Here is a 22,695-nt window from a genome sequence, read left to right as displayed (position 1 = left end):
CCCCCTCCCCGCCTCTTACTCCGCCTTAGGCTCCACCTTCGCGGCTTCCCAGCCGAGTATGGCGCGCTTGCGCGTCAGGCCCCAGTGGTAGCCCGTGAGGTCGCCGCTCTTGCCGATGACGCGGTGGCATGGCACCACGAAGGAGATGGGGTTCTTGCCGATGGCCGCGCCCACCGCACGCGCCGCCTTGGGCCGTCCCACGTGCTCGGCGATGGTGGAATAGGTGGTCGCCCGGCCCATGGGGATGCGTAGCAGCGTCTCCCACACCCGGATCTCGAAATCCGTGCCGATGAAGACGATGCGCAGGGGCTGGTCGCCCCGGCAGGAGGCGGGATCGAATATCTGCGCCACCAGCGGGGCGGTGGCGGTCGGGTCTTCCAGATAGGTGGCGTTGGGCCAGCGCGAGCGCATGTCGGCGAGCGCCGCCGCCTCCTCCCCCAGATCGGCGAAGGCGAGGCCGCACAGGCCGCGCGGCGTGGACATGGCCAGCGCCTGCCCGAACGGGGACGGGTGGAAGCCGAAGCGGATAACGAGGCCGGCGCCGCCGGTCTTCCACTCCCCCGGCGACATGGCCTCGTGCACCACGAACAGGTCGTGCAGCCGGCCGGGGCCGGAGAGACCCAGCTCCAGCGCGGCATCCAGCACGTTGGGGCATTCGGCAACGATGCGCCGGGCGCGATCGAGCGTCACCGCCTGCAGGAATGCCTTGGGCGTGAGGCCGCACCAGCGGCGGAACAGGTCTGTCAGCGCGCGGGCAGAGACGCCGGTGGCGGCGGCGATCTCCTCCACCTCCGGCTGGCGGCGCACATTGCGGGAGATGTACTCCACCGCCCGGCGCACCACGTCATAGTCGCGGGCGGCGATGTCGAGCGGCGCGGCAGGCGTCGCCGTCAGCCTCGGCGCCGCCGCGGGCAGGATGAGATCGGGGGCATCGAGCGCCAGCACGGCACGTCTCCTTCTGATCGAGCGTTGCCCATCTCAGCAGGCGCCGCAAGCGCCGGCCACCCGATTTCCCCCGCCCTTGCCATCAGGCGGGGTCGCGCCGCACGGTCAGCCCGTTGAAGGTCTGCTGGCCCGCCATGCACTGGATGCGGTTGATGTTGACGTGGCGGGGCATGGTGCAGGCGAAATAGACCTGCTCGGCGATGTCCTCGGCGGTCATGGGCGTGTAGCCGGCATAGACCTGATCCGCCTTGCCCTTGTCGCCGGCGAAACGGACCACGGAGAACTCGGTCTCCACGAGGCCCGGCTCGATGTTGGTGACGCGCACCCCGGTACCGGCCACATCCGCCCACAGGTTCAGGGAGAACTGCTTCACGAAGGCCTTGGTGGCGCCGTAGACGTTGCCGCCGAAATAAGGGTAGTCGCCGGCGACGGAGCCGGTGAACACCACATGCCCCTCCTTGCGCGCCACCATGGCCGGCAGGCTCGCGCGCACGGTGGTGAGCATGCCGGTGATGTTGGTCTCCACCATGGTCTTCCACTCGTCCAGATCCGCGTTCTGGGCGGGCTCCAGCCCGAGCGCGAGGCCGGCATTGGCGAAGACGATGTTGTAGTCGGCGAACGGCGCCGGCAGGCTGGAGAGGGCGTCGACCGTCGCCTTTTCGTCGCGCACGTCGAGCTCCAGCGGGAGGATCAGGTCGCCAAACTCGGCCTTGAGGCCTTCCAGGCGGTCGGCCCGGCGGCCCACGGCCACCACCTTCGATCCCGCGCTCGCGAAGCGGCGGACGGTGGCGGCGCCGATGCCCGAGGTGGCGCCGGTCACGACGAGGGTCAGCGTGCGGGGATCGAGCATGGCCATGGGAAGCTCCGGGCAAGGCAAGGACGGGATAAGGGCGCGGAAGACCGTGCCGCAAGGTGCGCCGGTGATTAAACCGCCTTAACCATCGCGTCCATCCGTCGCCGCCGAACGGTACTTAGATACATCACCAGCCTTGCTGCTGCCACGATCTCGCGAAAGGGTGCGTTTACCCGCAGCCGGCTAGGGTTCGCGCCTGTCAGTTGCGGTCCGAACGTCGATGGCGTCCCGTGCAAGCCACTCAGGGGCGGGTGGCGGTTTTCGCGCGAAGACGCTAGGTTGCGGACACGTCCGGAGAACAATGGATGAAGGTGGTTCTGGTTTCGGCGGCGCTGGCGCTGGCCCTTGGTGGGTGCAGCACGGAGCTTGACGGCTTCGGGGCGAAGCCGTCCGCCACGGCGGCCAATCGCGTGCTCACGGCGCCCACGGCGGCGGTCGAATCGTCGCCCGTGCCCGGCAACGTGTCCACGGCCGCGGCCGATACCGCCACCGGCGCCATCACCCCGCGCACCACCGCCTCCAACGTGCCCCTCACCCCGCCCCCGGCCAATCCCGGTGCCACCGCCTTCGCCCCCAGCGCGGCCAAGGAACAGGTTTCCGGTGCCTGGAGCTTCTCGTGGGATGGCGGCAAGGCCTCCTGCCCGGTGCGCCTCGGCACCGATCGCGGCCTCAGCGGCCTGTCAGCCCAGGCCGACGTCTCCTGCCCCAGCGAGATCTTCATGACTAAGGGCTGGGACATGATGGGCTCGGACATCGTGCTGCAGAACCATCAGGGCAAGGTCACCGCCCGCCTGCAGCCGGATGGCCCGAACCACTACGTCGGCACCATCGCCGAAACCGGCCAGCAGGTCGCCCTCGCCCGCTGAGGCGGGCCTTCGGGCTTTCGTCTGACTCCAGCGGCCCTACGTCCCGACCTTCTCCCCGAACCGCTCCGAAAACACCAGCTCCTCCAGCGGGAGGCGCTGACGCCATCCCGCGCGCTCAAGGTCCGGCGTCGCCGCGAACTGGTCGACATAGCCCATGCACAGCAGCGCCACCGGCACGATGGGATCGGGAATGGCGAGGATGCGGCTGAGGTCGGCCAGGTCCAGGATGGACACCCAGCCCACCCCGAGATTTTCCGCCCGCGCCGCCAGCCAGATGTTCTGCACCGCGCAGACGGTGGAATAGATGTCCATCTCGCTCTGGTGCGTGCGCCCCAGCACCACCGGCCCGGCGCGATCCCGCTCGCAGGTGATGCACAGGAGAAGCGGCGCCTCGCGCAGCCCTTCCAGCTTCAGCGTGCGGTAGAGAAGCGCCCGCTCGCCCTCGAACATTTCCGCCGCCTCGGCATTGGCGCGGGAGAAGGCCGCGTGCAGCGCCGCCTTGGTCTCGTCCGAGCGCACCACGATGAAGTTCCACGGCTGCAAAAAGCCCACCGAGGGCGCCGCATGGCCGGCGGCCAGCACGCGGGCGAGCACCGCGTGGGGCACCGGATCGGGCAGGAAGTTTCGTCGCACGTCCCGCCGCGCGGCGATGCAGCGATAGATGGCGGCGCGCTCGTCAGCCGAGAAACTGTCGTCCCGGACCATGGCCGCGCCCTCCCTGTGTTTGTTCATGGCGTCCGCCCCCGGTCTTCGACCGGCGCCGGACGATTGCTTCGCTCAGACGCCGCGCGGGCTTTGCCCAAGGCCACTCGGCCTTGGGCGCCATTCGGCGGCAGCGGGACGGCAAGGTCAATCCCGAAGCCTGCGCCCTCACACCCCGCCGATCAGCCGCCCCACCGCATCCCGCCACTGGGCGATGCGGCCGGTGCGCACCTCCGGCAGCATCTGCGGCGTGAACCGCCGCTCCAGCCGCCACTGGCCGGCGAACACATCCGGCGGCGGGAAGAAACCGCACTCAAGGCCGGCCAGATAGGCGGCGCCGAGCACGGTCGTCTCCTTCTGCACCGGTCGATCCACGGGTGCGCCGAGCAGGTCGGCGAGCCGCTGCATGGTGAAGTCCGAGGCGGTCATGCCGCCGTCCACGCGCAGCACCGTGTCGCCGTCCGGCCAGTCGGCGCGCATGGCGTCGATCAGGTCCACGGTCTGGAAGCACACGCTCTCAAGTGCCGCCCGCGCCAGCTCCGCCGGTCCGGTGGCGCGGGTGAGGCCGAACAGGGCGCCGCGCACCTCCGGCCGCCAATAGGGCGCGCCGAGCCCGACGAAGGCGGGGACGAGAATCACGTCCTGCCCCGCATCCGCCTCCGCCGCGAGGCGGTCGCTCTCGCTGGCGGTGGAGATGATCCTCAGCCCGTCGCGCAGCCACTGCACCGCCGCGCCGGCGACGAAGATGGAGCCCTCCAGCGCATAGGTGCGCTGGCCGCCGATCTGGTAGGCGATGGTCGTCAGCAGCCGGCTGGATGAGGCGACGGGCGTCGTGCCGGTATTGAGCAGGGCGAAGCAGCCGGTGCCGTAGGTGGATTTCACCATGCCGGGCGCAAAGCACGCCTGCCCCACCATGGCCGCCTGCTGGTCCCCCGCCACGCCGCGGATGGGAATGGGCCCGCCGAACAGCGCCGGATCGGTGGTGCCGAAGTCCGCGGCGCAGTCCTTCACCTCCGGCAGCAAAGCGCGGGGCACGCCGAACAAGGCGAGGAGATCGTCGTCCCACGCGCCGCGATGGATGTCGAAGAGCAGCGTGCGCGCGGCATTGGTGGCGTCGGTGACATGCACGCGGCCGCCGGTGAGGCGATGGAGCAGGAAGCTGTCCACTGTGCCGAAGGCCAGTTCCCCCGTCTCCGCCCGCTCCCGCGCACCGGGGACGGCATCGAGGATGTGGGCGATCTTGGTGGCGGAGAAATAGGGATCGAGCAGGAGGCCCGTGCGCGCGCTCACCAGCGCCCCATGGCCGTCCGCCTCCAGCTGGGCGCAAGCCTCGGCCGTGCGGCGGTCTTGCCAGACGATGGCGCGGTGGATGGCACGGCCGGTCGCACGCTCCCACACCAACGTCGTCTCGCGCTGGTTGGTGATGCCGATGGCGGCGATGTCGGACGCCGTGGCGCCGGCCTTGGCCAGCACCGCGCGGCAGCAATTGAGCACGGTGCCGAAGATGTCCTCCGCCTCCTGCTCCACATGGCCGGAGGCCGGGAAATGCTGCGGCAGCTCCTCCTGCGCCAGTGCCGCGACGGACCCGTCCCGCCGCACCAGGAGCGCGCGCGAGGAGGTGGTGCCCTGGTCGATGGCGAGAATGTAGGCGGCCACGGCGTCCTCCTTTGTTCTGTTTCAGGCGCGCCGCGCCGCCATGTAGGCGTCGAGCGCCTCCACCGCATGCGGCGCGGTGCGCAGGCCGAGCTTGGAGCGCCGCCACAGCACGTCGGCGGCGGTCTCAGCCCATTCCCGGTCCATCAGATAGTCCACCTCGCGGGCGCACAGATGCGCGCCGAACCAGTCGCCGAGGTCATCATCGTCGCTCACCCCGTCCAGCAACTGGAAGGCGGACGTGCCATAGGCCCGCGCGAGCCGCGCCAGCAGGGCGGGATCGAGCGCCGGGAAGGCGCCGCGCAAAGCGCGCACCAGAGTGTCATAGCCCTGGCGTGGAAAATCCCCGCCGGGCAGCGGCGCGGTCGCGGTGAAGGGCGCGCCAAGATGGGGAAAGTGCGGTGCGAGGCGCGTCAGCGCCGCCTCGGCCAGCCGGCGATAGGTGGTGATCTTGCCGCCGAACACGGTGAGGAGCGGCGCCCCCTCCTCCGGCGCATCGAGGGCGAGCACATAGTCCCGCGTCGCCGACTGGGCGGCCCCGGCGCCGTCGTCATAAAGGGCGCGCACGCCGGAATAGGTCCACACCACCTCTTCGGGGGCGATGGTGGCGGCGAAATACTCGCTCGCCGCCGCGCACAGATAGGCCACCTCCTCCGGCGTCGCGTGCACATCCTCCGGATGGCCGGAGAAATCGCGGTCCGTGGTGCCGATGAGGGTGAAATCGCCCTCGTAGGGAATGGCGAAGATGATGCGCCCGTCCGCATTCTGGAAGATGTAGCAGCGCTCGTGCGCATAAAGCCGCGGCACCACGATGTGGCTGCCCTGCACGAGGCGGAGCGGGGCGTGTGCCTCGCCCCGGCCGGTCTTCAGCACGTCGAGCACCTCGCCCGCCCAGGGGCCGGCCGCATCCACCAGCGCCCGCGCCTTCACCGTCTCGGGGCGGCCCTCATGCTCGCTCTCGATCACCCACAGCCCCGCCTCCCGCCGCGCGCCGGTGACGCGGGTGCGCGGGCGGATGGCGGCGCCCCGGTCGGCGGCGTCGCGGGCGTTGAGCACCACGAGGCGGGCATCCTCCACCCAGCAGTCGGAATATTCGAAGGCGCGGCCATAGCCCGGCCGCAGCGGCTGGCCGGCGGGATCATGCCGCAAGTCCAGCGTGCGGGTGGGCGGCAGCAGGCGGCGGCCGCCGATATGATCGTAGAGCCACAGGCCGAGCCGCAGCATCCATGCCGGGCGCAGGCCGGGATGATGTGGCAGCACGAAGCGCAGGGGCCAGACGATGTGCGGGGCGAGGCCCCACAGCACCTCCCGCTCGGCCAGCGCCTCGCGCACCAGGCGGAACTCGTAATATTCGAGATAGCGCAGGCCGCCATGGATCAGCTTGGTGGAGGCGGAGGAGGTGCCGGAGGCGAGATCGCCCTTCTCGAACAGCACCACGCTGAGGCCACGCCCCACGGCATCACGGGCGATGCCGCAACCATTGATGCCGCCGCCGACGATGGCAAGGTCGAAGACCTGACCACTCTCCTCCATCTCGGCCTCCCGGCACCGGAATCGGTTCGCTCCGCCAGACGATGCCCGAGACCTGCGGCAGGTCAACGCCTGCGCCGCCGATCCATGTGGACGGGCGGGCGCCCAGGCGCCTCAGACGTTGATGAGACCGCCCGCCGAGAACCCGCCGTCCACGGCGATGGTCTCGCCGGTCACGTATGAGGATGCCTCCTCGTCCAGCAGGAAGGAGATGGCGCCGCACACCTCCTGCGGCGTGCCGGTGCGGCGCAGCGGCAGGGTCTTCAGCCACGCGGCGCGGGTTTCGGCGGTGAGCAGTTCGCGCACCAGCGGCGTCTCGATGGGGCCGGGCGCCACCGCATTCACGCGGATGCCCAGCGGCGCGAACTCCACCGCGAGGATCTTCGTCAGCGTCACCACGCCGCCCTTGGAGGCGCCATAGGCGGAACGCCCGAGATTGCCGCGCAGGCCGGAAACGGAGGCGATGTTGACGATGGAGCCACCGCCCGTCTCCCGCATGGCCTTCGCCGCCTCCCGCGCCACCACGAAGCTGCCGACGAGGTTGATGTCCAGCACCTTGCGGAACAGCTCCACGCTCGTGTCGAAGGCGGGAATGTCGCGGGCGATGCCGGCCGAGTTCACCACGCCCTTGAGCGGGCCGAAGTCCGCCGCCGTGCGCGCAACGGCCGCCGCCACCGCGCTTTCCTCGGTGATGTCCACCGTCTCGAACCGCACCCGCTCGCCATGCGCGGCGAGGTGCTCCCGCGCCTTGGCGATGCTGTCGGCGGCGAGATCCAGCGCGACGACGCGCCAGCCCTCGCCGAGCAGGGTTTCCACCACGGCAAGGCCGATGCCGGACGCACCGCCGGTGACGATGACGCTGCCCTTCATGCCTTCCCCCGTCACAGCCCGATCAGCCCGCCGGCGGTGAAGCCGCCATCCACGCCGATGGTCTGGCCGGTGACATAGGACGATTTTTCGGGATCGAGCAGGAAGGCGATGGTGCCCGCCATCTCCTTCGGCTGCGCATAGCGATTGAGCGGCACGCGGGCGAGCCAGGCGGCGCGGGCCTGATCGGTATGGACCGCCTGCACCAGCGGGGTATCCACCGGCCCCGGCGCGATGGCGTTGACGCGGATGCCGAGGGCCGCGAACTCCACCGCGAGAATCTTGGTGAGCACCACCACCGCCCCCTTGGACGAGCCATAGGCGGCGCGGCCGAGATTGCCCTGTATGCCCGAGACGGAGGCGATGTTGACGATGGAGCCGGCGCTGCGCGCCTGCATCACCTTCGCCGCCTCGCGCGCCACCAGGAAGGTGCCGATGACGTTCACGTCGAGGATCTTGCGGAAGATGTCCGCCGAGGTTTCGAGGGCGGGGATGTCGCGGGCGATGCCGGCGGAGTTCACAACGCCCCACAGCGGCCCGAACCCGCTCTCCGTCTCGGCGACGAGCTTCACCACCTGCGCCTCGTCGGAGATGTCGGCCTGGACGACCCGCACCTTGTCGCCATGGGCGGCGAGCGCGGCCCGCGCCTTCTCGATGCTCTCCGGCACGAGGTCGGCGGCGACGACGCGCCAGCCCTCGGCCAGAAGCTCCTCCACCACGGCGAGGCCGATGCCCGAGGCACCACCCGTCACGATCACGCTTCCCGGTCTCGACACGGCACTCTCCCTGAGGGTGATTGTTGGTTTCCGTCGGCGGCTCAGATGAGCCCGCGCTCGGCCAGGGCCTCGCGCACCATCTTCTTGGTGATCTTGCCGTAGGCGGACTTCGGCAGGGCATCCCAGAAATGCACGCGGCGGGGCAGCTTGTAGCGGGCGACCTTGCCGTCGAGGAAGGCGATCAGGTCCTCCTCGCTCACGCTCTGCCCCTCGCGCGGCACGCAGACGGCGACGCCCACCTCGCCCCACATGGGGTCCGGCACGCCGAGGATGGCCACCTCGGCGATGGCGGGATGGGTGAGCACCTTCTCCTCCACCTCGCGCGGATAGACGTTGGAGCCGCCCGATATGTACATGTCGGAGGCACGTCCGGTGATGTAGACGAAGCCCTCATTGTCCATGTGGCCGAGGTCGCCGGTACGGAACCAGCCGTTGCGGAATGCCTTCGCATTGGCCTCGGGATTGTCGTAGTAGCCCGCCAGCACCGCCGGGCCGCAGACGCAGATCTCGCCGGTCTCGAAGGGCGCGACCTCGCCGCCGGCATCGTCCTGGATCTGAACCTGCATGCCGGTGCGCTCGAAGCCGCAGGTGCCAAGCTTCACATGCGGGCCGTCCTCGGGGTCATGCAGATAGGGCGGCAGGACGGTGATGTTGCCCGTCACCTCGCCGAGGCCGAAATACTGCACCAGCACCTTGCCGAGCTTCCTCAGCGCGAACTTCTGGTCCTCCCGGTACATGGGCGCGCCGGCATAGATCACGTAGCGCAGGGAGGAGTGGTCGAACGCGTCCACCGAGGGGTGCTCGGTGAGCAGCTTGGTGATGGTGGGCACGGTGAACATGTTGGTCACCCGCCAGTCCTGCACCAGCCGCCACGCCTCGGCGGCGTCGAACCGCTCGGAGGGCATGAGGATGGTCTTCACCCCGCGCGCCACCTGCACCAGCTGGTGCACGCCCGCGCCGTGGGAGAGCGGCGCCACCACGAGGGAGGCGTCCTGCTCGGTGGTGCCCGGCATCAGGTCGCAGAGGTGATTGGTGATGACGAAGGCCATCTGGCCGTGGGTCAGCACCGCCGCCTTGGGGCGGCCGGTGGTGCCGGAGGTGAAGAAGAACCAGCAGGGATCGTCGTGCTCCACGTCCGCCACCGGCACCTTTTCACCGAGGCGGGCGGCGACGATCTCCCCATAGTCGGCGCCGAAGGGGGCGGCGCCGATGGCGATGACCTCGCGGATCGCCGGCGCCTCGGCGCGCACCACTTCCACATGCTCGGGAAAGTCGCGGTGGCAGATCATCACGCTCGCACCTGAGGCGGAGGCGAGATAGGCGACCTCGCCCGGCGTCTGGCGGAAATTGGTGGGCACCCACACCGCCCCCAGCCGGAAGGCCGCGAACATGCTCTCGAACATTTCGAGGCAGTTCTTCGACTGAACGAGGATGCGGTCGCCCTTGACGACGCCGCGCGCGGCCAGCTCCGCCGCCATGGCATCCACGCGGGCATCCATCTCGGCCCACGTCACGGTGCGCTCGCCCTCGACGAAGGCGATGTGAGCCGGCAGCCGCCGTGCCGCCTGGCGCAGGAAATGGGAGAGGTTCATCACCCGGCGGCTGGTGCGGGTCACGCCGCCACGCGGGGCCTCGGCAACGGTCTGGGCATTTGCGGACATTCGCTTCACTCCGGGATCGGAAACGGTCAGGGGGCCGGGCGGGCCATGGAACGGGCCGGGCGCTGCGGGGGGCCCCGCTCGCTGCCGCCGAGCTTTGCCTCCAGCGCGGCGGCTTCGCGCTGGAGCAGCGGCACCAGCTCCTTCTGCCGCTCCGCGCCGAGCCGGCTCTCAATGGCGGCGAGCGAGAGGGCGCCGAGCGGGCGCCCGTCCGCTCCGCGCACCGGCACGCCGATACCCCACGAGCCGGCGACATAGAGGCCCGGATTGAGTGCATAGCCACGGGCGCGCGTGTCGCCCATGGCGCCGCGCAGCAAATCGGGGGAATAGCCGGGATAAGCCGCGAGCGCCGCCGCATTCGCCTCGATGATGCGCGCCGCCTCGGCCTCGGGCAGCGCGGCGAGGATGGCGAGGCCGCCGGCGCCGATGCCGAGGGGGTGCCGGTCGCCGGCCTGCAGCACATGGGTGCGGATGGGCCAGGTGCCCTCCTCGCGATGCAGGCACACGGAAAAAGCCCCGCGCGGCACCGAGAGGAAGGCGCAGTCGCCGCTCTGGCGGGCGATGCGGGAGAGTCCGTCGAGGGCGAGGGCGTGGATGCCGAAACGCGGCGCGGCCAGCGTGCCGAGCACATAGGCCTCCGGCCCCACATGATAGCGGCGGCTCGCCTCGTCCTGGTCCACCAGCCCGGCGCGCACCAGCGCCAGCAGCACGCGGCGCACGGTGGGCTTGGAAAGGCCGGAGCTTGCGACGAGATCGGCGAGGCGGGCGCCCTCCGCACCCGCGCGGCCCACGAGCATCAACAGCGCGACCGCGCGCTCGATGCTCTGGGTGCCGCCGGCCGACTCAGGCGCGGCATCCGGGGTCGCGCCCGACGGACGCTCCGGCCCGCCTGCTCCGGCGGCGGGCACTTTCAGTCCCCCTGCCACGCGCGCTCCCTTGATCCAGAATATGGACCTGATTTATCTGGCGAATTGGGATCGCCGCCGCGCGGCGTCCGAAAGGACCATAATCTGCTTGCGAAATGCCCACAAGCGGGCCAGCATGGGCGGCGGGAAAAGAGGTCCATATATTGGACCCAAGGAAACCAGTCGGGCCGGGCCGGAGCCAGTCGGGGCGCCGCGAAACGGCCGCAAGGAGGAGCACCGATGACCCTGACCCGTCGCACCCTCATCAAGGCGAGCGCCGCCACGGCGCTGACCGGCGCCATCGCGCCGGCCCTGTTCGCCCCCACCGTCGCGCGGGCCCAGAGCGCCGAATTCTCCTACAAATATGCCAACAACCTGCCGGTCACGCACCCCATGAACGTGCGCGCGCAGGAGATGGCGGCGAAGATCAAGGCCGAGACCAAGGGCAGGGTCGAGATCAATATCTTCCCCTCCAGCCAGCTCGGCGGCGACACCGACATGCTGAGCCAGCTGCGCTCCGGGGCCATCGAGTTCTTCACCCTCTCGCCGCTGATCCTCTCGACGCTGGTGCCCAACGCCTCCATCAGCGGCATCGGCTTCGCCTTCCCGGACTATGCCAGCGTGTGGAAGGCCATGGACGGGGACCTCGGCACCTATGTGCGCGGGCAGATCTCCAAGGCCGGCATCGTTGCCATGGACAAGATCTGGGACAACGGCTTCCGCCAGATCACCACCTCCACCAAGCCCATCGAGACCGCGGCCGACCTCAAGGGCCTGAAGATTCGCGTGCCGGTGTCGCCGCTGTGGACCTCCATGTTCAAGGCGTTCGACAGCGCCCCCGCCTCACTCAACTTCGCCGAGGTCTACACCGCGCTGCAGACCCGCGCCGTGGACGCGCAGGAGAACCCGCTCGCCATCATCTCCACGGCGAAGCTCTACGAGGTGCAGAAATACTGCTCCCTCACCAACCACATGTGGGACGGCTTCTGGTTCCTCGCCAACCGCCGCGCCTTCGAGAAGCTGCCCGACGACCTGCGCACCATCGTGGCGAAGAACATCAACGAGGCGGGCCTGAAGCAGCGCGACGACGTGTTCGCCCTGAACAACAATCTGCGCAAGGAGCTGGCGGAAAAGGGCCTCACCTTCAACGAGCCGAAGGTGGACAGCTTCCGCGACCAGCTGCGCAAGGCCGGCTTCTACGCCGAGTGGAAGGGCAAGTACGGCGACGAGGCCTGGGCCACGCTGGAGAAGTACACCGGCCAGCTCTCCTGAATCCCGAACCCGCTGAAACCGACAAGGGCGGCCTCGTCAGGCCGCCCCTTTTCGTTTACGGCGCCAGCTGCACGACGATGCCCTCGTTGGGCCGCAGATCGACGGTGTCCCCCACCCGCTCCCCCGCGCGATCGCAGAAGGTCGAGAGCAGGAGGCGACCCCCGCCCACCGCTTCCGGCAGCGTCGCCGACAGCGGGTCGCCGCCGAGATTGAGCGCCACCAGCATCGTCTCCCCCTCCCCCTGCCTGAGATAGGCGACGAGATCGCCCATCGCCGCCACCGGGGACCACATCCCCACGGACAGGGCCGGATGCGCCCGCCGCAAGGCGAGCAGCGCGCGGGTGAGAGTGAGCATGGAAGCCGCCTCCCCCTGCTCGCGCTTCACGTTCACCTCGGTGAAATCTTCAGCCAGCGGCAGCCACGGCTCCACCATGGAGAAACCGGCGAACGGGCCGTCGTCCCACTGCATGGGCGTGCGGGCGCCGTCGCGACCGAGGCCGAGGCCGGGCACGTTCTTCTCGAACGGGTCCTGCACCCGCTCCTTGGGGATGGGCACCTGCGTCATGCCGATCTCGTCGCCGTAATAGAGTGTCGGCGTGCCCCGGAGGGTCAGCAGCAGCATGGCCGCCACCCGCGCCTGATCGGGGCCGAGACGGCCGACGACGCGCGGGCGGTCGTGGTTCGAGAGCACCCAGTTGGGCCAGCCGCCCTCGGGGATGGCGGCCTCATAGGCGGCGATCAGCGGCGCCAGGTCCGCGGCCGTCCACGGCGCCGCCAGCAGGGTGAAGTTGAACGGCAGATGCACGCCGCGCCCGCCCTCGCCGTAATAAGCGGCGATGCGATGGAGCGGCAGGTAGGCCTCTCCGATCAGCACCCGGTCGCCCTCACAGGAATCGGCGAGCGCGCGGAAGCCGGCGATGACATCCATCACCTCCGGCCGGTCGCCGGTGAAGAGCTGGGTCAAAGCGGAATGCGGGTTCATGCCCTCGCGGAAATCGGGGTTCGGCGGATTGTCCCGGAACTCGGCATCCTTGATGACGTGCCAGAGCGCATCGATGCGGAAGCCGTCCACGCCCCGGTCGAGCCAGAAGCGCAGGACATCGTGCATGGCCTCCACCACGTCCGGGTTGCGCCAGTTGAGGTCCGGCTGCTCCTTCAGGAAGGCGTGGTAGTAATACTGACCGCTCGCCGCATCATATTCCCAGGCGCTGCCGCCGAATTCAGAGAGCCAGTTGTTGGGCGGGCCGCTATCCGGGCCGGGATCGCGCCAGATGTACCAGTCGCGCTTGGGATCATCCCGGCCCGAGCGCGAGGCCTTGAACCAGGGATGCTCCTGCGAGGAGTGGTTGGGCACGAAATCGAGGATGATCCTCAACCCCAGCCCATGGGCCTCCTGAACCAGCCGGTCGAAATCTTCGAGCGTGCCGAACAGGGGATGGATGGCGGTATAGTCGGCCACGTCATAGCCGAAGTCCGCCATGGGCGAGGGATAGATGGGGGAGATCCAGATGGCGTCGACGCCGAGGTCGGCGAGATAGGGAAGCCGGGAGATGATGCCCGGCAGGTCGCCCACGCCGTCGCCGTTCGAATCCTGAAACGAGCGCGGATAGATCTGGTAGACCACGCCGGCCTGCCACCACAGCGGCCCGGTCTTCAGCCGCTCGCGTTCCTGCTCCGCCATGGACGCCTTCTCCCGCTCTGCCGGAGCACTCTGGCGCTCCGGCTCAGATTGGAGAAGTACGGTCGGCCCGGTTCGGTTTCATGACCGGCCGTCTGGAAGGGCTGGAACGCCCGCCCCTCAGGCGGCGCGGCAGCGGTCGATGGCCCAGCGCACCAGCTTGCGCACGTCCGGGTCCGGGTCGTCATAGACGGCCTCGAGCGCGGGCACGGCGGCGGGATCGGCGATCTCGCCCAGTGCCGCCGCGGCCTCCTTGCGGACGTTGGACAACTGGTCGCCCAGCGCCTCCGACACCACCGGGACAGCCGCGCGGGCCTTCAGCTTGCCAAGCGCGTTCACTGCCTTGGCCTTCACCTGCCAGGCATCGTCATTGGCCGCGACGATCAGCGGGTCCACCGCCTCGAGAATCTTCGCCTTGCCGATGGAATAAGCGGCTTCCTCGCGCACCTGCCAGTGGCCGTCGCTGAGGCCGGCGATCAGCGCGGGAACGCCCGCCGTGCCGCTCCGCACGAAGACGAGGGCGGCCATAACCGCCCGGCGCACCGCCGGCTCGGGATCAGTGGCCGCCAGCAGCAGCGCGGGGAGCGCGGCATCCGCCTTCAGATAGCCGAGCACGCCCAACGCCTCGCGCCGCACCGCCATGTCGGGATCGGTGAGCGCGGCGAGGGCCACCGGCATGGCCGAGGCATCCTGCATGTCGCGCAGCGCCCGGAGCGCCGCAGTGCGGACGAACGCGCTCAGGGGGCCACCGGTCTCCTGAGCGCGCTCGATGAGGCGGGGGGCGGAGGCCGGCTCCTTCTTGTCGGCGAGGCTCTCGGCGGCGGCGAGGCGCACCGCCTCCACCGCATCGTCGAGGGCTTCGGCAAGGCCGAGGGCCGCCGGCAGGCCGGAATGCTCGTCGAGGGACTTCGCGGCGGCTTCCCGCACGCCGGCATCCTCGTCCTTCAGGCCGGCGAGCAGCAGGTCCACGGCGCCCGGGTCCACGCTCTCGGCCAGGCCCAGCATGGCCACGCGGCGGATGCCGGGGTCGGCGTCGCGGGCACGCTCGGCCACCGCATCGAGGTCGTCGTCGAAATCGTCGAAGATGGCCATGGCGCTCACCGCAGCAGATAGGGGATTTCGACCTTCACCGCGCCGGTGGGGCAATCCACCTCGCACGGCATGCAGTACCAGCACTCGTCATACTTCATGTGCGCCTTGCCCGAGGCCGGGTTGATGGCGAGCACGTCGAGCGGGCACACGTCGATGCAGACGCGGCAGCCCTTCTCGGCGATGCACTTGTCGTCATCGACGGTCACGGGCACGGAGGTGGTGTGGTTGGCGAAAGGCATGGGGCAGCTCCGGGATTCGGGGTGAGGGGCTCACTCGGCGGCGATGGCCGGGGTGCGCAGCTGGTGGTAGGCGCCCATCTCGTCCTCATCGATCTCGACGACATAGGGGTCCACCGCGCGCTTCTTGTGCGCCATGCGGCCCATCTCGTCCTTGTAGAGGAGGGTGTGGCAGAACCAGTTCTCGTTGTCGGTGGCAGGGTGGTCGACGCGCCAGTGGTAGAGCCCCCAGCGGCTCTCGGTGCGGTAGAGCGAGGCGGCGGCGGCCATGTCGGCGCAATCGAGGATGGATTGCAGCTCCAGCGCCCGCATCAATTCATGCGGATCCTTTACGCACAGGGCCGAAAGATCGTCGCGCACCTCGGCGAGGCGGGCCTGGCCGATCTTGTACTTGGCGGTCACCTTCGGCGGCTGGAGATAGTCGTTCACGAGGCGGCGGGCCTTGTACTCCATCTCGAAGGGGGTGAGGCCGTCGTCGCGGCGGGTGGGGGCCATCACGCGGGCCTGCTCGCGGGCCACATCGGCGGCGTCATAGGCGGGCAGGTCGGTGGAAGCGCAATAGTCCGCCGCATCCTCGCCGGCGATGCCGCCATTCACGAAGGCGCCGAGCATGTAATTGTGCGGCACGCTCGCCATGTCGCCGGCGGCATAGAGGCCGGGCACGGTGGTGCGGGCATTCTCGTCCACCCACACGCCCGAGGCGGAGTGGCCGGAGCAGAAGCCGATTTCGGAGATGTGCATCTCCACCATCTTCTCGCGATAGTTCGTGCCGCGCTTCTCGTGGAAGCGGCCGCGCGAGGGCCGCTCGTTGGAATGCAGGATGGTCTCGATCTCGGAGATGGTCTCCTCGGCGAGGTGGGTCATGTTCAGGAAGACCGGGCCGTTGCCGCTCAGCAGCTCGCCGTAGAACTCCTTCATCATCTGGCCCGACCAGTAGTCGCACTCGATGAAGCGCTCGCCCTTGTTGTTGGCGGTGTAGCCGCCGAACGGGCCGGTGACATAGGCGCAGGCCGGGCCGTTATAGTCCTTGATGAGCGGGTTGATCTGGTAGCATTCGAGGTTCGCGAGGCCCGCGCCGGCATGGTAGGCCATGGCATAGCCGTCGCCGCAGTTCGCCGGATTCTCGTAGGTGCCGAAGAGATAGCCGGAGGCCGGCAGGCCGAGGCGGCCGGCGGCGCCGCAGGCCAGCACCACCGCCTTGGCGCGGATCACCAGGAACTCGCCGGTGCGGGTGTTCACCCCGATGGCGCCGGCGACGCGGCCGTCCGTGCCGGTCAAGAGGCGGGTGGCCATATACCGGTTGGTCACCAGCACCTGGTGCTTGCGCAGCTGGCGATAGAGCGCCTTCTTGACGTGGTGCCCTTCCGGCATGGGCAGCACATAGGTGCCCATGTGGTGGACCTTGCGCACATTGTATTCGCCCGAGCCGTCCTTCTCGAACTTCACGCCGATGGAATCCAGATACTGGATCATCGGGTAGGAGCCCGTCGCGTAGGCCATCACCGCCTTCTGGTGGACGATGCCGTCATTGGCGACGGTGATCTCCTTCACATACTGCTCGGGGGTGGCGTAGCCGGGGATGACGGCGTTGTTCAGCCCGTCCATGCCCATGGAGACCGCGCCGGAGCGCTTCACATTGGCCTTCTCCATGAGGACCACCTTGAGGGCGGGATTCTTCTCCTTGGCCTTGATGGCCGCCATCGGGCCGCCGGTGCCGCCGCCGATGACGAGGATGTCGGTCTCCACGATCTCGGTCTTCATCTCGCTGTCGAACGCGCTCATGGGTTCATCTCCGGAAGGTCGTTGGCGGCCTCCGCGGCCAGCGCCGCGAGATAGGCGAAGGGATAGACCCCGCGCTTGTGGCCGTCGGAAAAGGTGAGGTTCAGGCCGTGCGCGCCGAACGGCTCCACGCCGGTGAGGGCGACGCCGGGAAAGGCGGCGGGGAAACGGTCGCGGGCGCGGTCCGCCGTGCAGACGGCGCAGCGGCAGGCGGAGCGCAGGCGCTCGGCCGAGAATTCCGCCCGCGTCCCGCCATAAGCGAGGGTCAGGCGGCGCCGGTCCCGGTCGAGGCGGATTTCCTCGACTTCAAGGGGGAGGGATGCGGGGGCGGAGGTCATCATGGCCCCGATTGGACATCGCGGCCCCTCCTGCCGATAGCAACTAGTTGCTGGCTGGAGCACTTCCAGGGAGCCCCTTTGCGCGGCCCCCGCCTGCGCTATGGTACCGGTCGCGGATCACGGGAAGAGCCGAATGGATCAGGTCGAGTGCATCGTCGCCGGAGCGGGAGTGGTCGGCCTCGCCGTCGCCCGCGCATTGGCGCTGGCGGGCCGGGAAGTGGTGCTGGTGGAGGCGGCGGATGCCATCGGCACCGGCACCTCCTCGCGCAATTCCGAGGTGATCCATGCCGGCATCTATTACGAGCCCGGCAGCCTGAAGGCCGAGCTGTGCGTGCGCGGCCGCGCACTGCTCTATGCCTTCTGCGAAAGCCACGGGGTGGGGCACAAGCGCATCGGCAAGCTCATCGTCGCCGCGGCACCGGACGAAGTCGCCTATCTGGAAAAGCTGGCCAGGACCGGCGCAACCAACGGCGTCGATGATCTGACGATGCTGACCGGCGCGGAAGCGCAGGCGCTGGAGCCAGCGCTCTCGGCCCACGCGGCGCTGCATTCGCCTTCCACCGGCATCGTGGATTCCCACGGCCTCATGCTGGCGCTGCTCGGCGACATGGAGGCGGCCGGCGGGATGCTCGCCCTCTCCTCCCCCATGGTGGCCGCCGAGGCGGGGGCGGACAGTATCGCGCTCACCACCGGTGGACCCGAGCCCATGACGCTCGCCTGCCGCCTGTTCATCAACGCCGCCGGGCTTGATGCCCCGGCGCTCGCTCGCGCCATCTCCGGCATGCCCGCCCCTCTGGTGCCGCAGGAGACCATGGCCAAGGGCAATTACTTCACCTGCCTGCGCAAGGTGCCCTTCTCCCGCCTGATCTATCCGGTGCCGGAGGCGGGCGGCCTCGGCACCCACCTCACCCTCGACCTCGGCGGGCAGGGGCGCTTCGGACCGGATGTGGAATGGGTGAGCGAGCGGCGCTACGAGGTCGATCCCACCCGCAAGACCACCATGATGGCCTCCATCCGCCGCTACTGGCCGGATGTGCGGGAGGAGGATCTGGCGCCGGGCTATTCCGGCATCCGGCCGAAGATCCCCGGCGTGGACGGCCGCGCGCCGGATTTCGTCATCCAGGGGCCAGCGGTGCATGGCGTTCCGGGGCTGGTGAACCTCTTCGGCATCGAATCGCCGGGGCTGACGAGCTGCCTCGCCATCGCAGAGCGGGTGGTGGAGGTGGCGCGGGGATAGCGCGCCTGTGGCGCACGGTGCAGGCTCACCGCTCCCCGGACAAGCGACGGCACAGCCGGAGCGCTGATCCGGGGCCCAGCGCAAGGAGCTCCCGCGCAGCGGGGCAAAACCAGAGGCCGCCGGGATCGGAAGCGCCTTCGGCGGGCCGTTGCGCTGGGCCCCGGCTCGCATTCCGCTGGCGCTGCATGCGTCCGGGGCGCGAGAGATTCCCCAAACAAAAAGGGCAGCGGCCGGAACCGCTGCCCTCTTCAAAATCGGGTCGCGGACGGCCCTCAGGCCATCTCGCTTTCCTTCTTGCGCTCCTCGCGCTTGCGATCGTTGGGGTCCAGCAGGCGCTTGCGCAGGCGGATGGACTTGGGGGTCACCTCCACCAGCTCGTCGTCCTGGATCCACGCCAGCGCGCGCTCCAGCGTCATGCGGATCGGCGGGGTGAGGCGCACCGCCTCGTCCTTGGAGGTGGTGCGGATGTTGGTGAGCTGCTTGCCCTTCAACACGTTCACTTCCAGGTCGTTGTCCCGGTTGTGCACGCCGATCAGCATGCCCTGGTACACCTTCCAGCCGGGCTCGATCATCATCGGGCCGCGATCTTCGAGGTTCCACAGGGCGTAGGCCACCGCCTCGCCCGCCGCATTGGCGATGAGCACGCCGTTGGTGCGGCCGGCGATCTCGCCGCGATAGGGCGCATATTCGTGGAACAGCCGGTTCATGATGGCCGTGCCGCGGGTGTCGGTGAGCAGCTCCGACTGGTAGCCGATGAGGCCGCGGGTGGGCGCGTAGAAGACGAGGCGCTGGCGGTTGCCGCCGGAGGGGCGCATCTCGATCATCTCGGCGCGGCGCTCGCTCATCTTCTGGACGACGGTGCCGGAATATTCCTCGTCCACGTCGATCAGCACTTCCTCGATGGGCTCGAGGGTCTGGCCGGTGGCCTCGTCCTTCTGGAACACCACGCGGGGACGCGACACGGCGAGCTCGAAGCCCTCGCGGCGCATGGTCTCGATGAGCACCGCCAGCTGAAGTTCGCCGCGGCCGGAGACGAAGAAGGAATCCTTCTCGGTGGATTCCTCGATCTTCAACGCCACATTGCCTTCCGCCTCGCGGAACAGGCGGTCGCGGATGACGCGGCTGGTCACCTTGTCACCCTCGGTGCCGGCGAGGGGCGAATCGTTCACGATGAACGACATGGTGACGGTGGGCGGATCGATGGGCTGGGCCGCCATGGCCTCGGTCACTTCGAGCGCGCAGAAGGTGTCGGCCACCGTGCCCTTGGAGAGGCCGGCGATGGCGACGATGTCGCCCTGCACGCCTTCCTCGATGGGCTGGCGCTCGATGCCGCGGAAGGCGAGGATCTTCGAGACGCGGCCCTGCTCCACCAGTGTGCCGTCCTGCGCCAGCACCTTGATGGCCTGGTTCGGCTTGATGGAACCGGAGGTGATGCGGCCGGTGATCATGCGGCCGAGGAAGGGGTTGGCTTCCAGCAGCGTGCCGATCATGCGGAAGGGGCCGTCGTCCACGGTGGGCTCGGGCACGTGCTTCAGCACCAGATCGAACAGGGGCGCCATGCCCTGGTCCATGGGGCCTTCCGGGCTGTCGGCCATCCAGCCGCTGCGGCCGGAGCCGTAGAGGATGGGGAAGTCGAGCTGGTCGTCGGTGGCGTCGAGCGCCGCGAACAGGTCGAACACCTCGTTGATGACTTCGGTCGGGCGGGCGTCGGAGCGGTCCACCTTGTTGATGGCGACGATGGGCTTGAGGCCGATCTTCAGCGCCTTGCCGACCACGAACTTGGTCTGCGGCATGGGGCCTTCGGCCGCGTCCACGAGCACGATGGCACCATCCACCATGTTCAGGATGCGCTCCACCTCGCCGCCGAAGTCGGCGTGGCCGGGGGTGTCGACGATGTTGATGCGCGTGTCCTTCCAGACCACCGAGGTGGCCTTGGCCAGGATGGTGATGCCGCGCTCTTTTTCCAGGTCGTTGGAATCCATCACGCGCTCGGCCACGCGCTGGTTCTCGCGGTAGGACCCCGACTGCTTCAGCAGCTCGTCCACCAGCGTGGTCTTGCCGTGGTCGACGTGGGCGATAATGGCGATGTTACGCAGCTTCATGGGCCGTCCAGCACGAAAACGCGGGTCCGAATGGCTCGGGCCCGCCGGGAAAGGGGTATTTTGCGGTGCAAAATACACACAAACCGATCAAGATCAATGCGTCGCCGCCGCGACCCTGTCACCGCGCCATCTTCGGGCGGTCTGGACACCGGCCGCGCCATGGCCTGTGACGAGGGGCGGAACCCTCTTGCCGCGCCGGCCAAGCCGGTCCATCAGGCCTCATGCGCAGGCGCGCGCTTCCGGACGGGGAGAGAGATGGGCACGTGGATGGACGGGGCCTTCATTTCGGGCGTTCTGGTCAGCATCGTCACGATTTCCATCCAGGCCATGGCCACGCTCGTCGTGATAAAGGCCGTCCGCTATGCCGCGCGCCACCTCAGCGGAAGGCGCAAGGTTGAAGCCCTCGTCATCGTCATGGCCGCCTCGGGCACGCTGCTGACAATTGCCCACCTGGTGGAGGTGATGGTCTGGGCCCTGCTCTACAGCGTCACGGGGGCGACCGAGCCGGACAACGTCTATTATTTCGCCTTCGTGAACTTCACCACCCTCGGCTATGGCGACCTCATCCCGGCCCGCCCGTGGCGCATCCTCGGACCGATGACGGCGGCCAACGGCATGCTGCTGTTCGGCTGGTCCACCGCGGTGCTGTTCGCCGTCCTGTCGCGCTCCATCGCCCATCTGCGCCTGCGATAGGCCACGGCGCGGCCCATCCCGCGTTTGAGGTAAGGTCGTCCCGTCCCGCCTGCGCTATAGTGGTCCATCGCGAGGGGCGCACACGGACCATGGCATCAGGAGCATTGCAGCAGGCGGCAGCCGACCCCGGGGCTCCGGACGTTTCGTCACAGCCCGCTTTCGCCGCCGCGCAGGTGATGGCGCGCCATCCCTATTTCGCCGCCTTCCCGCTGGAGGAGCTGGCCGCCCTGATCGCCCGCGGTGAGCGGATGGACGTCGCCGCCGGCACGCGCCTGCTCTGCCGGGGGGATGTGGGCACCTTCGCCCTGCTGGTGTTCGAGGGCACGGCGGTGGTCACCATCGACACGCCCTATGAGCACGTCCAGCTGGCGCAATTGCGGGCGCCGGCGGTGATCGGCGAGATCGCCGCCTTCACCGGCGTCGCCCGCACCGCCCATGTGGATGCCCTCACCCCCATCCGCGCGGTGCGGATTTCGGCGGAGGTATTGGAGGCGGCCGGGCGGGTGCGGCCCGATCTTCTCTCCGCGGTGATGCGCCAGTTCGGGCGCCGCTTCGAGACCTTCAACCAGGTGTTCGGCTTCTACGCCAATGCCCTGAATGCACTGGAGCGGCGCGAATTCGACCTCGCCTTGCTCGACGACCTGCGCAATCCGCTGCCGGAGATGGTGGATTTCTCCCACTCCTTCCGCCGTCTCGCCGAGGCCATCATGAGCCGTGCGGCGGAACGGCGCGAGATGGCCAACGCCGCCGCCATCCAGCGCGCCATGCTGCCGCCGCCCCTGCCGCCGGAGGCGCTGTCAGGACGGGCGGACATCTTCGCCGCCATGCGCCCGGCGAAGGACGTGGGCGGCGATTTCTACGATTACTTCCTCATCGACGACCGCCGTCTGGTGGTGACTTTGGGCGATGTCGCCGGCAAGGGCACCCCCGCCGCCCTGTTCATGAGCGCCACCCAGACCGCGCTGCGCATGGTCCTGCGGAGCGAGCCGGACCTTGCCGTCGCGGTGGCGCGGGTGAACGAGCTGCTCTGCGCCACCAACGGCGAGGACATGTTCGTCACCCTGTTCTGCGGCGTCCTCGACCTCGACACCGGCGCCCTCACCTACTGCAATTGCGGCCACACGGACTGCATGATCCTGCGCGCCGACGGACGGCTGGAGCGCCCCATGGCGACCGGGCCGGCCCTCGCCATGATGGAGGGCGCGCGCACCCGCGCCGAGACCGTGGCATTTGCACCCGGGGATCGCCTGTTCCTGTTCTCGGACGGCCTGACGGATGCTTTCAATCCCGCGGAAGAAGCGTTCGGCGAGGCGCGGCTCGAAGCCGCCGCCCTTACCGCCCTCGCGGCAGCGCCCGATCTGCCGGCCGCGGCCTTCATCACCGGCCTGCTCGACACCGCGACCCGCTGGGCCGACACCGCACCCCAGTTCGACGACATGACGGCGCTGGCGGTCACCCTCGGCCACCGCTGATCGCGGAACTTCCGCCCCGCCCGCGTGTTGCGCGAAGGGGG

Annotated in this window: 20 protein-coding genes; 5 read left to right on the top strand and 15 right to left on the bottom strand. The window is 69.2% G+C overall.

Going from position 1 to position 22,695, the window contains the following annotated elements; translation table 11 throughout:
• Positions 1–15: 15 nt before the first annotated feature.
• Together D7006_RS04355 and D7006_RS04350 are read right to left on the bottom strand one after the other, a co-directional pair.
• Complete coding sequence (locus D7006_RS04355) at positions 16–945, bottom strand: methylated-DNA--[protein]-cysteine S-methyltransferase (RefSeq protein WP_371745033.1); 930 nt, start codon at positions 943–945, stop codon at positions 16–18.
• A gap of 82 nt (positions 946–1,027) precedes the next feature.
• Positions 1,028–1,801, bottom strand: a complete 774-nt coding sequence (locus D7006_RS04350) for an SDR family NAD(P)-dependent oxidoreductase (RefSeq protein ID WP_237355689.1) — start codon at positions 1,799–1,801, stop codon at positions 1,028–1,030.
• Positions 1,802–2,103: 302 nt separating this feature from the next.
• Here D7006_RS04350 and D7006_RS04345 point away from each other — a divergent pair, with 302 nt between their 5' ends.
• Positions 2,104–2,664: a protease inhibitor Inh/omp19 family protein gene (locus tag D7006_RS04345; RefSeq protein ID WP_237355688.1), complete on the top strand. Its 561-nt coding sequence runs from the start codon at positions 2,104–2,106 to the stop codon at positions 2,662–2,664.
• Between the two features lie 36 nt (positions 2,665–2,700).
• Here the strand turns inward: D7006_RS04345 and bluB are convergent, their stop codons facing one another.
• The 7 genes from bluB to D7006_RS04310 form a co-directional block, all read right to left on the bottom strand.
• Positions 2,701–3,396, bottom strand: a complete 696-nt coding sequence (gene bluB / locus D7006_RS04340; RefSeq protein WP_237355687.1) for a 5,6-dimethylbenzimidazole synthase — start codon at positions 3,394–3,396, stop codon at positions 2,701–2,703.
• Between the two features lie 138 nt (positions 3,397–3,534).
• A complete protein-coding gene (gene glpK / locus D7006_RS04335; protein ID WP_237355686.1) occupies positions 3,535–5,022 on the bottom strand; it encodes a glycerol kinase GlpK in 1,488 nt (495 codons plus the stop codon).
• Positions 5,023–5,043: 21 nt separating this feature from the next.
• Positions 5,044–6,552, bottom strand: coding sequence for a glycerol-3-phosphate dehydrogenase (locus D7006_RS04330; RefSeq protein ID WP_237355685.1), 1,509 nt, complete (start codon positions 6,550–6,552; stop codon positions 5,044–5,046).
• A 111-nt stretch (positions 6,553–6,663) separates the two neighbouring features.
• A complete protein-coding gene (locus D7006_RS04325; protein WP_237355684.1) occupies positions 6,664–7,419 on the bottom strand; it encodes an SDR family NAD(P)-dependent oxidoreductase in 756 nt (251 codons plus the stop codon).
• 11 nt (positions 7,420–7,430) lie between these two features.
• On the bottom strand, positions 7,431–8,192 hold the full coding sequence (locus D7006_RS04320; RefSeq protein ID WP_169124433.1) for an SDR family NAD(P)-dependent oxidoreductase: 762 nt from the start codon (positions 8,190–8,192) through the stop codon (positions 7,431–7,433).
• Positions 8,193–8,233: 41 nt separating this feature from the next.
• Positions 8,234–9,853, bottom strand: coding sequence for an acyl-CoA synthetase (locus D7006_RS04315; protein ID WP_237355683.1), 1,620 nt, complete (start codon positions 9,851–9,853; stop codon positions 8,234–8,236).
• Between the two features lie 26 nt (positions 9,854–9,879).
• Positions 9,880–10,758, bottom strand: a complete 879-nt coding sequence (locus D7006_RS04310) for an IclR family transcriptional regulator (protein WP_237355682.1) — start codon at positions 10,756–10,758, stop codon at positions 9,880–9,882.
• 237 nt (positions 10,759–10,995) lie between these two features.
• Here D7006_RS04310 and D7006_RS04305 point away from each other — a divergent pair, with 237 nt between their 5' ends.
• Entirely contained in the window at positions 10,996–12,027 is a 1,032-nt protein-coding gene (locus D7006_RS04305; protein ID WP_237355681.1) for a TRAP transporter substrate-binding protein, read from the top strand.
• A gap of 55 nt (positions 12,028–12,082) precedes the next feature.
• Here D7006_RS04305 and D7006_RS04300 read toward each other — a convergent pair whose 3' ends face one another.
• From D7006_RS04300 to D7006_RS04280, 5 genes are all read right to left on the bottom strand, one after another.
• The gene (locus D7006_RS04300; protein ID WP_237355680.1) at positions 12,083–13,708 is read right to left on the bottom strand and encodes an alpha-amylase family glycosyl hydrolase; all 1,626 of its coding nucleotides are present in this window, start codon (positions 13,706–13,708) and stop codon (positions 12,083–12,085) included.
• Positions 13,709–13,825: 117 nt separating this feature from the next.
• Positions 13,826–14,797, bottom strand: coding sequence for a HEAT repeat domain-containing protein (locus tag D7006_RS04295; protein ID WP_229646653.1), 972 nt, complete (start codon positions 14,795–14,797; stop codon positions 13,826–13,828).
• A 5-nt stretch (positions 14,798–14,802) separates the two neighbouring features.
• Entirely contained in the window at positions 14,803–15,036 is a 234-nt protein-coding gene (locus tag D7006_RS04290; RefSeq protein ID WP_024277657.1) for a ferredoxin family protein, read from the bottom strand.
• A gap of 30 nt (positions 15,037–15,066) precedes the next feature.
• The gene (locus D7006_RS04285; RefSeq protein WP_237355679.1) at positions 15,067–16,815 is read right to left on the bottom strand and encodes a fumarate reductase/succinate dehydrogenase flavoprotein subunit; all 1,749 of its coding nucleotides are present in this window, start codon (positions 16,813–16,815) and stop codon (positions 15,067–15,069) included.
• Positions 16,812–17,153, bottom strand: a complete 342-nt coding sequence (locus D7006_RS04280; RefSeq protein WP_237355678.1) for a DUF971 domain-containing protein — start codon at positions 17,151–17,153, stop codon at positions 16,812–16,814. The genes D7006_RS04285 and D7006_RS04280 overlap by 4 nt, the downstream gene beginning before the upstream one ends.
• A 130-nt stretch (positions 17,154–17,283) precedes the next feature.
• On the opposite strand from D7006_RS04280, the gene D7006_RS04275 reads away from it, so the two are divergent.
• Complete coding sequence (locus tag D7006_RS04275; RefSeq protein ID WP_237355677.1) at positions 17,284–18,387, top strand: NAD(P)/FAD-dependent oxidoreductase; 1,104 nt, start codon at positions 17,284–17,286, stop codon at positions 18,385–18,387.
• A 272-nt stretch (positions 18,388–18,659) separates the two neighbouring features.
• On the opposite strand, the gene typA is transcribed toward D7006_RS04275, so the two are convergent.
• Positions 18,660–20,489, bottom strand: coding sequence for a translational GTPase TypA (typA, locus tag D7006_RS04270; RefSeq protein ID WP_169124427.1), 1,830 nt, complete (start codon positions 20,487–20,489; stop codon positions 18,660–18,662).
• 255 nt (positions 20,490–20,744) lie between these two features.
• Here typA and D7006_RS04265 point away from each other — a divergent pair, with 255 nt between their 5' ends.
• Both D7006_RS04265 and D7006_RS04260 read left to right on the top strand, forming a co-directional pair.
• Complete coding sequence (locus tag D7006_RS04265) at positions 20,745–21,182, top strand: potassium channel family protein (protein ID WP_169124426.1); 438 nt, start codon at positions 20,745–20,747, stop codon at positions 21,180–21,182.
• An 89-nt stretch (positions 21,183–21,271) separates the two neighbouring features.
• Positions 21,272–22,654: a PP2C family protein-serine/threonine phosphatase gene (locus D7006_RS04260; RefSeq protein ID WP_237355676.1), complete on the top strand. Its 1,383-nt coding sequence runs from the start codon at positions 21,272–21,274 to the stop codon at positions 22,652–22,654.
• Positions 22,655–22,695: the final 41 nt, after the last annotated feature.

Source organism: Xanthobacter sp. YC-JY1, from assembly GCF_021730305.1.
In the GTDB taxonomy this organism is placed as follows: Bacteria; Pseudomonadota; Alphaproteobacteria; order Rhizobiales; family Xanthobacteraceae; genus Xanthobacter; species Xanthobacter flavus.
This window is presented reverse-complemented; position numbering and strand designations above follow the sequence as displayed.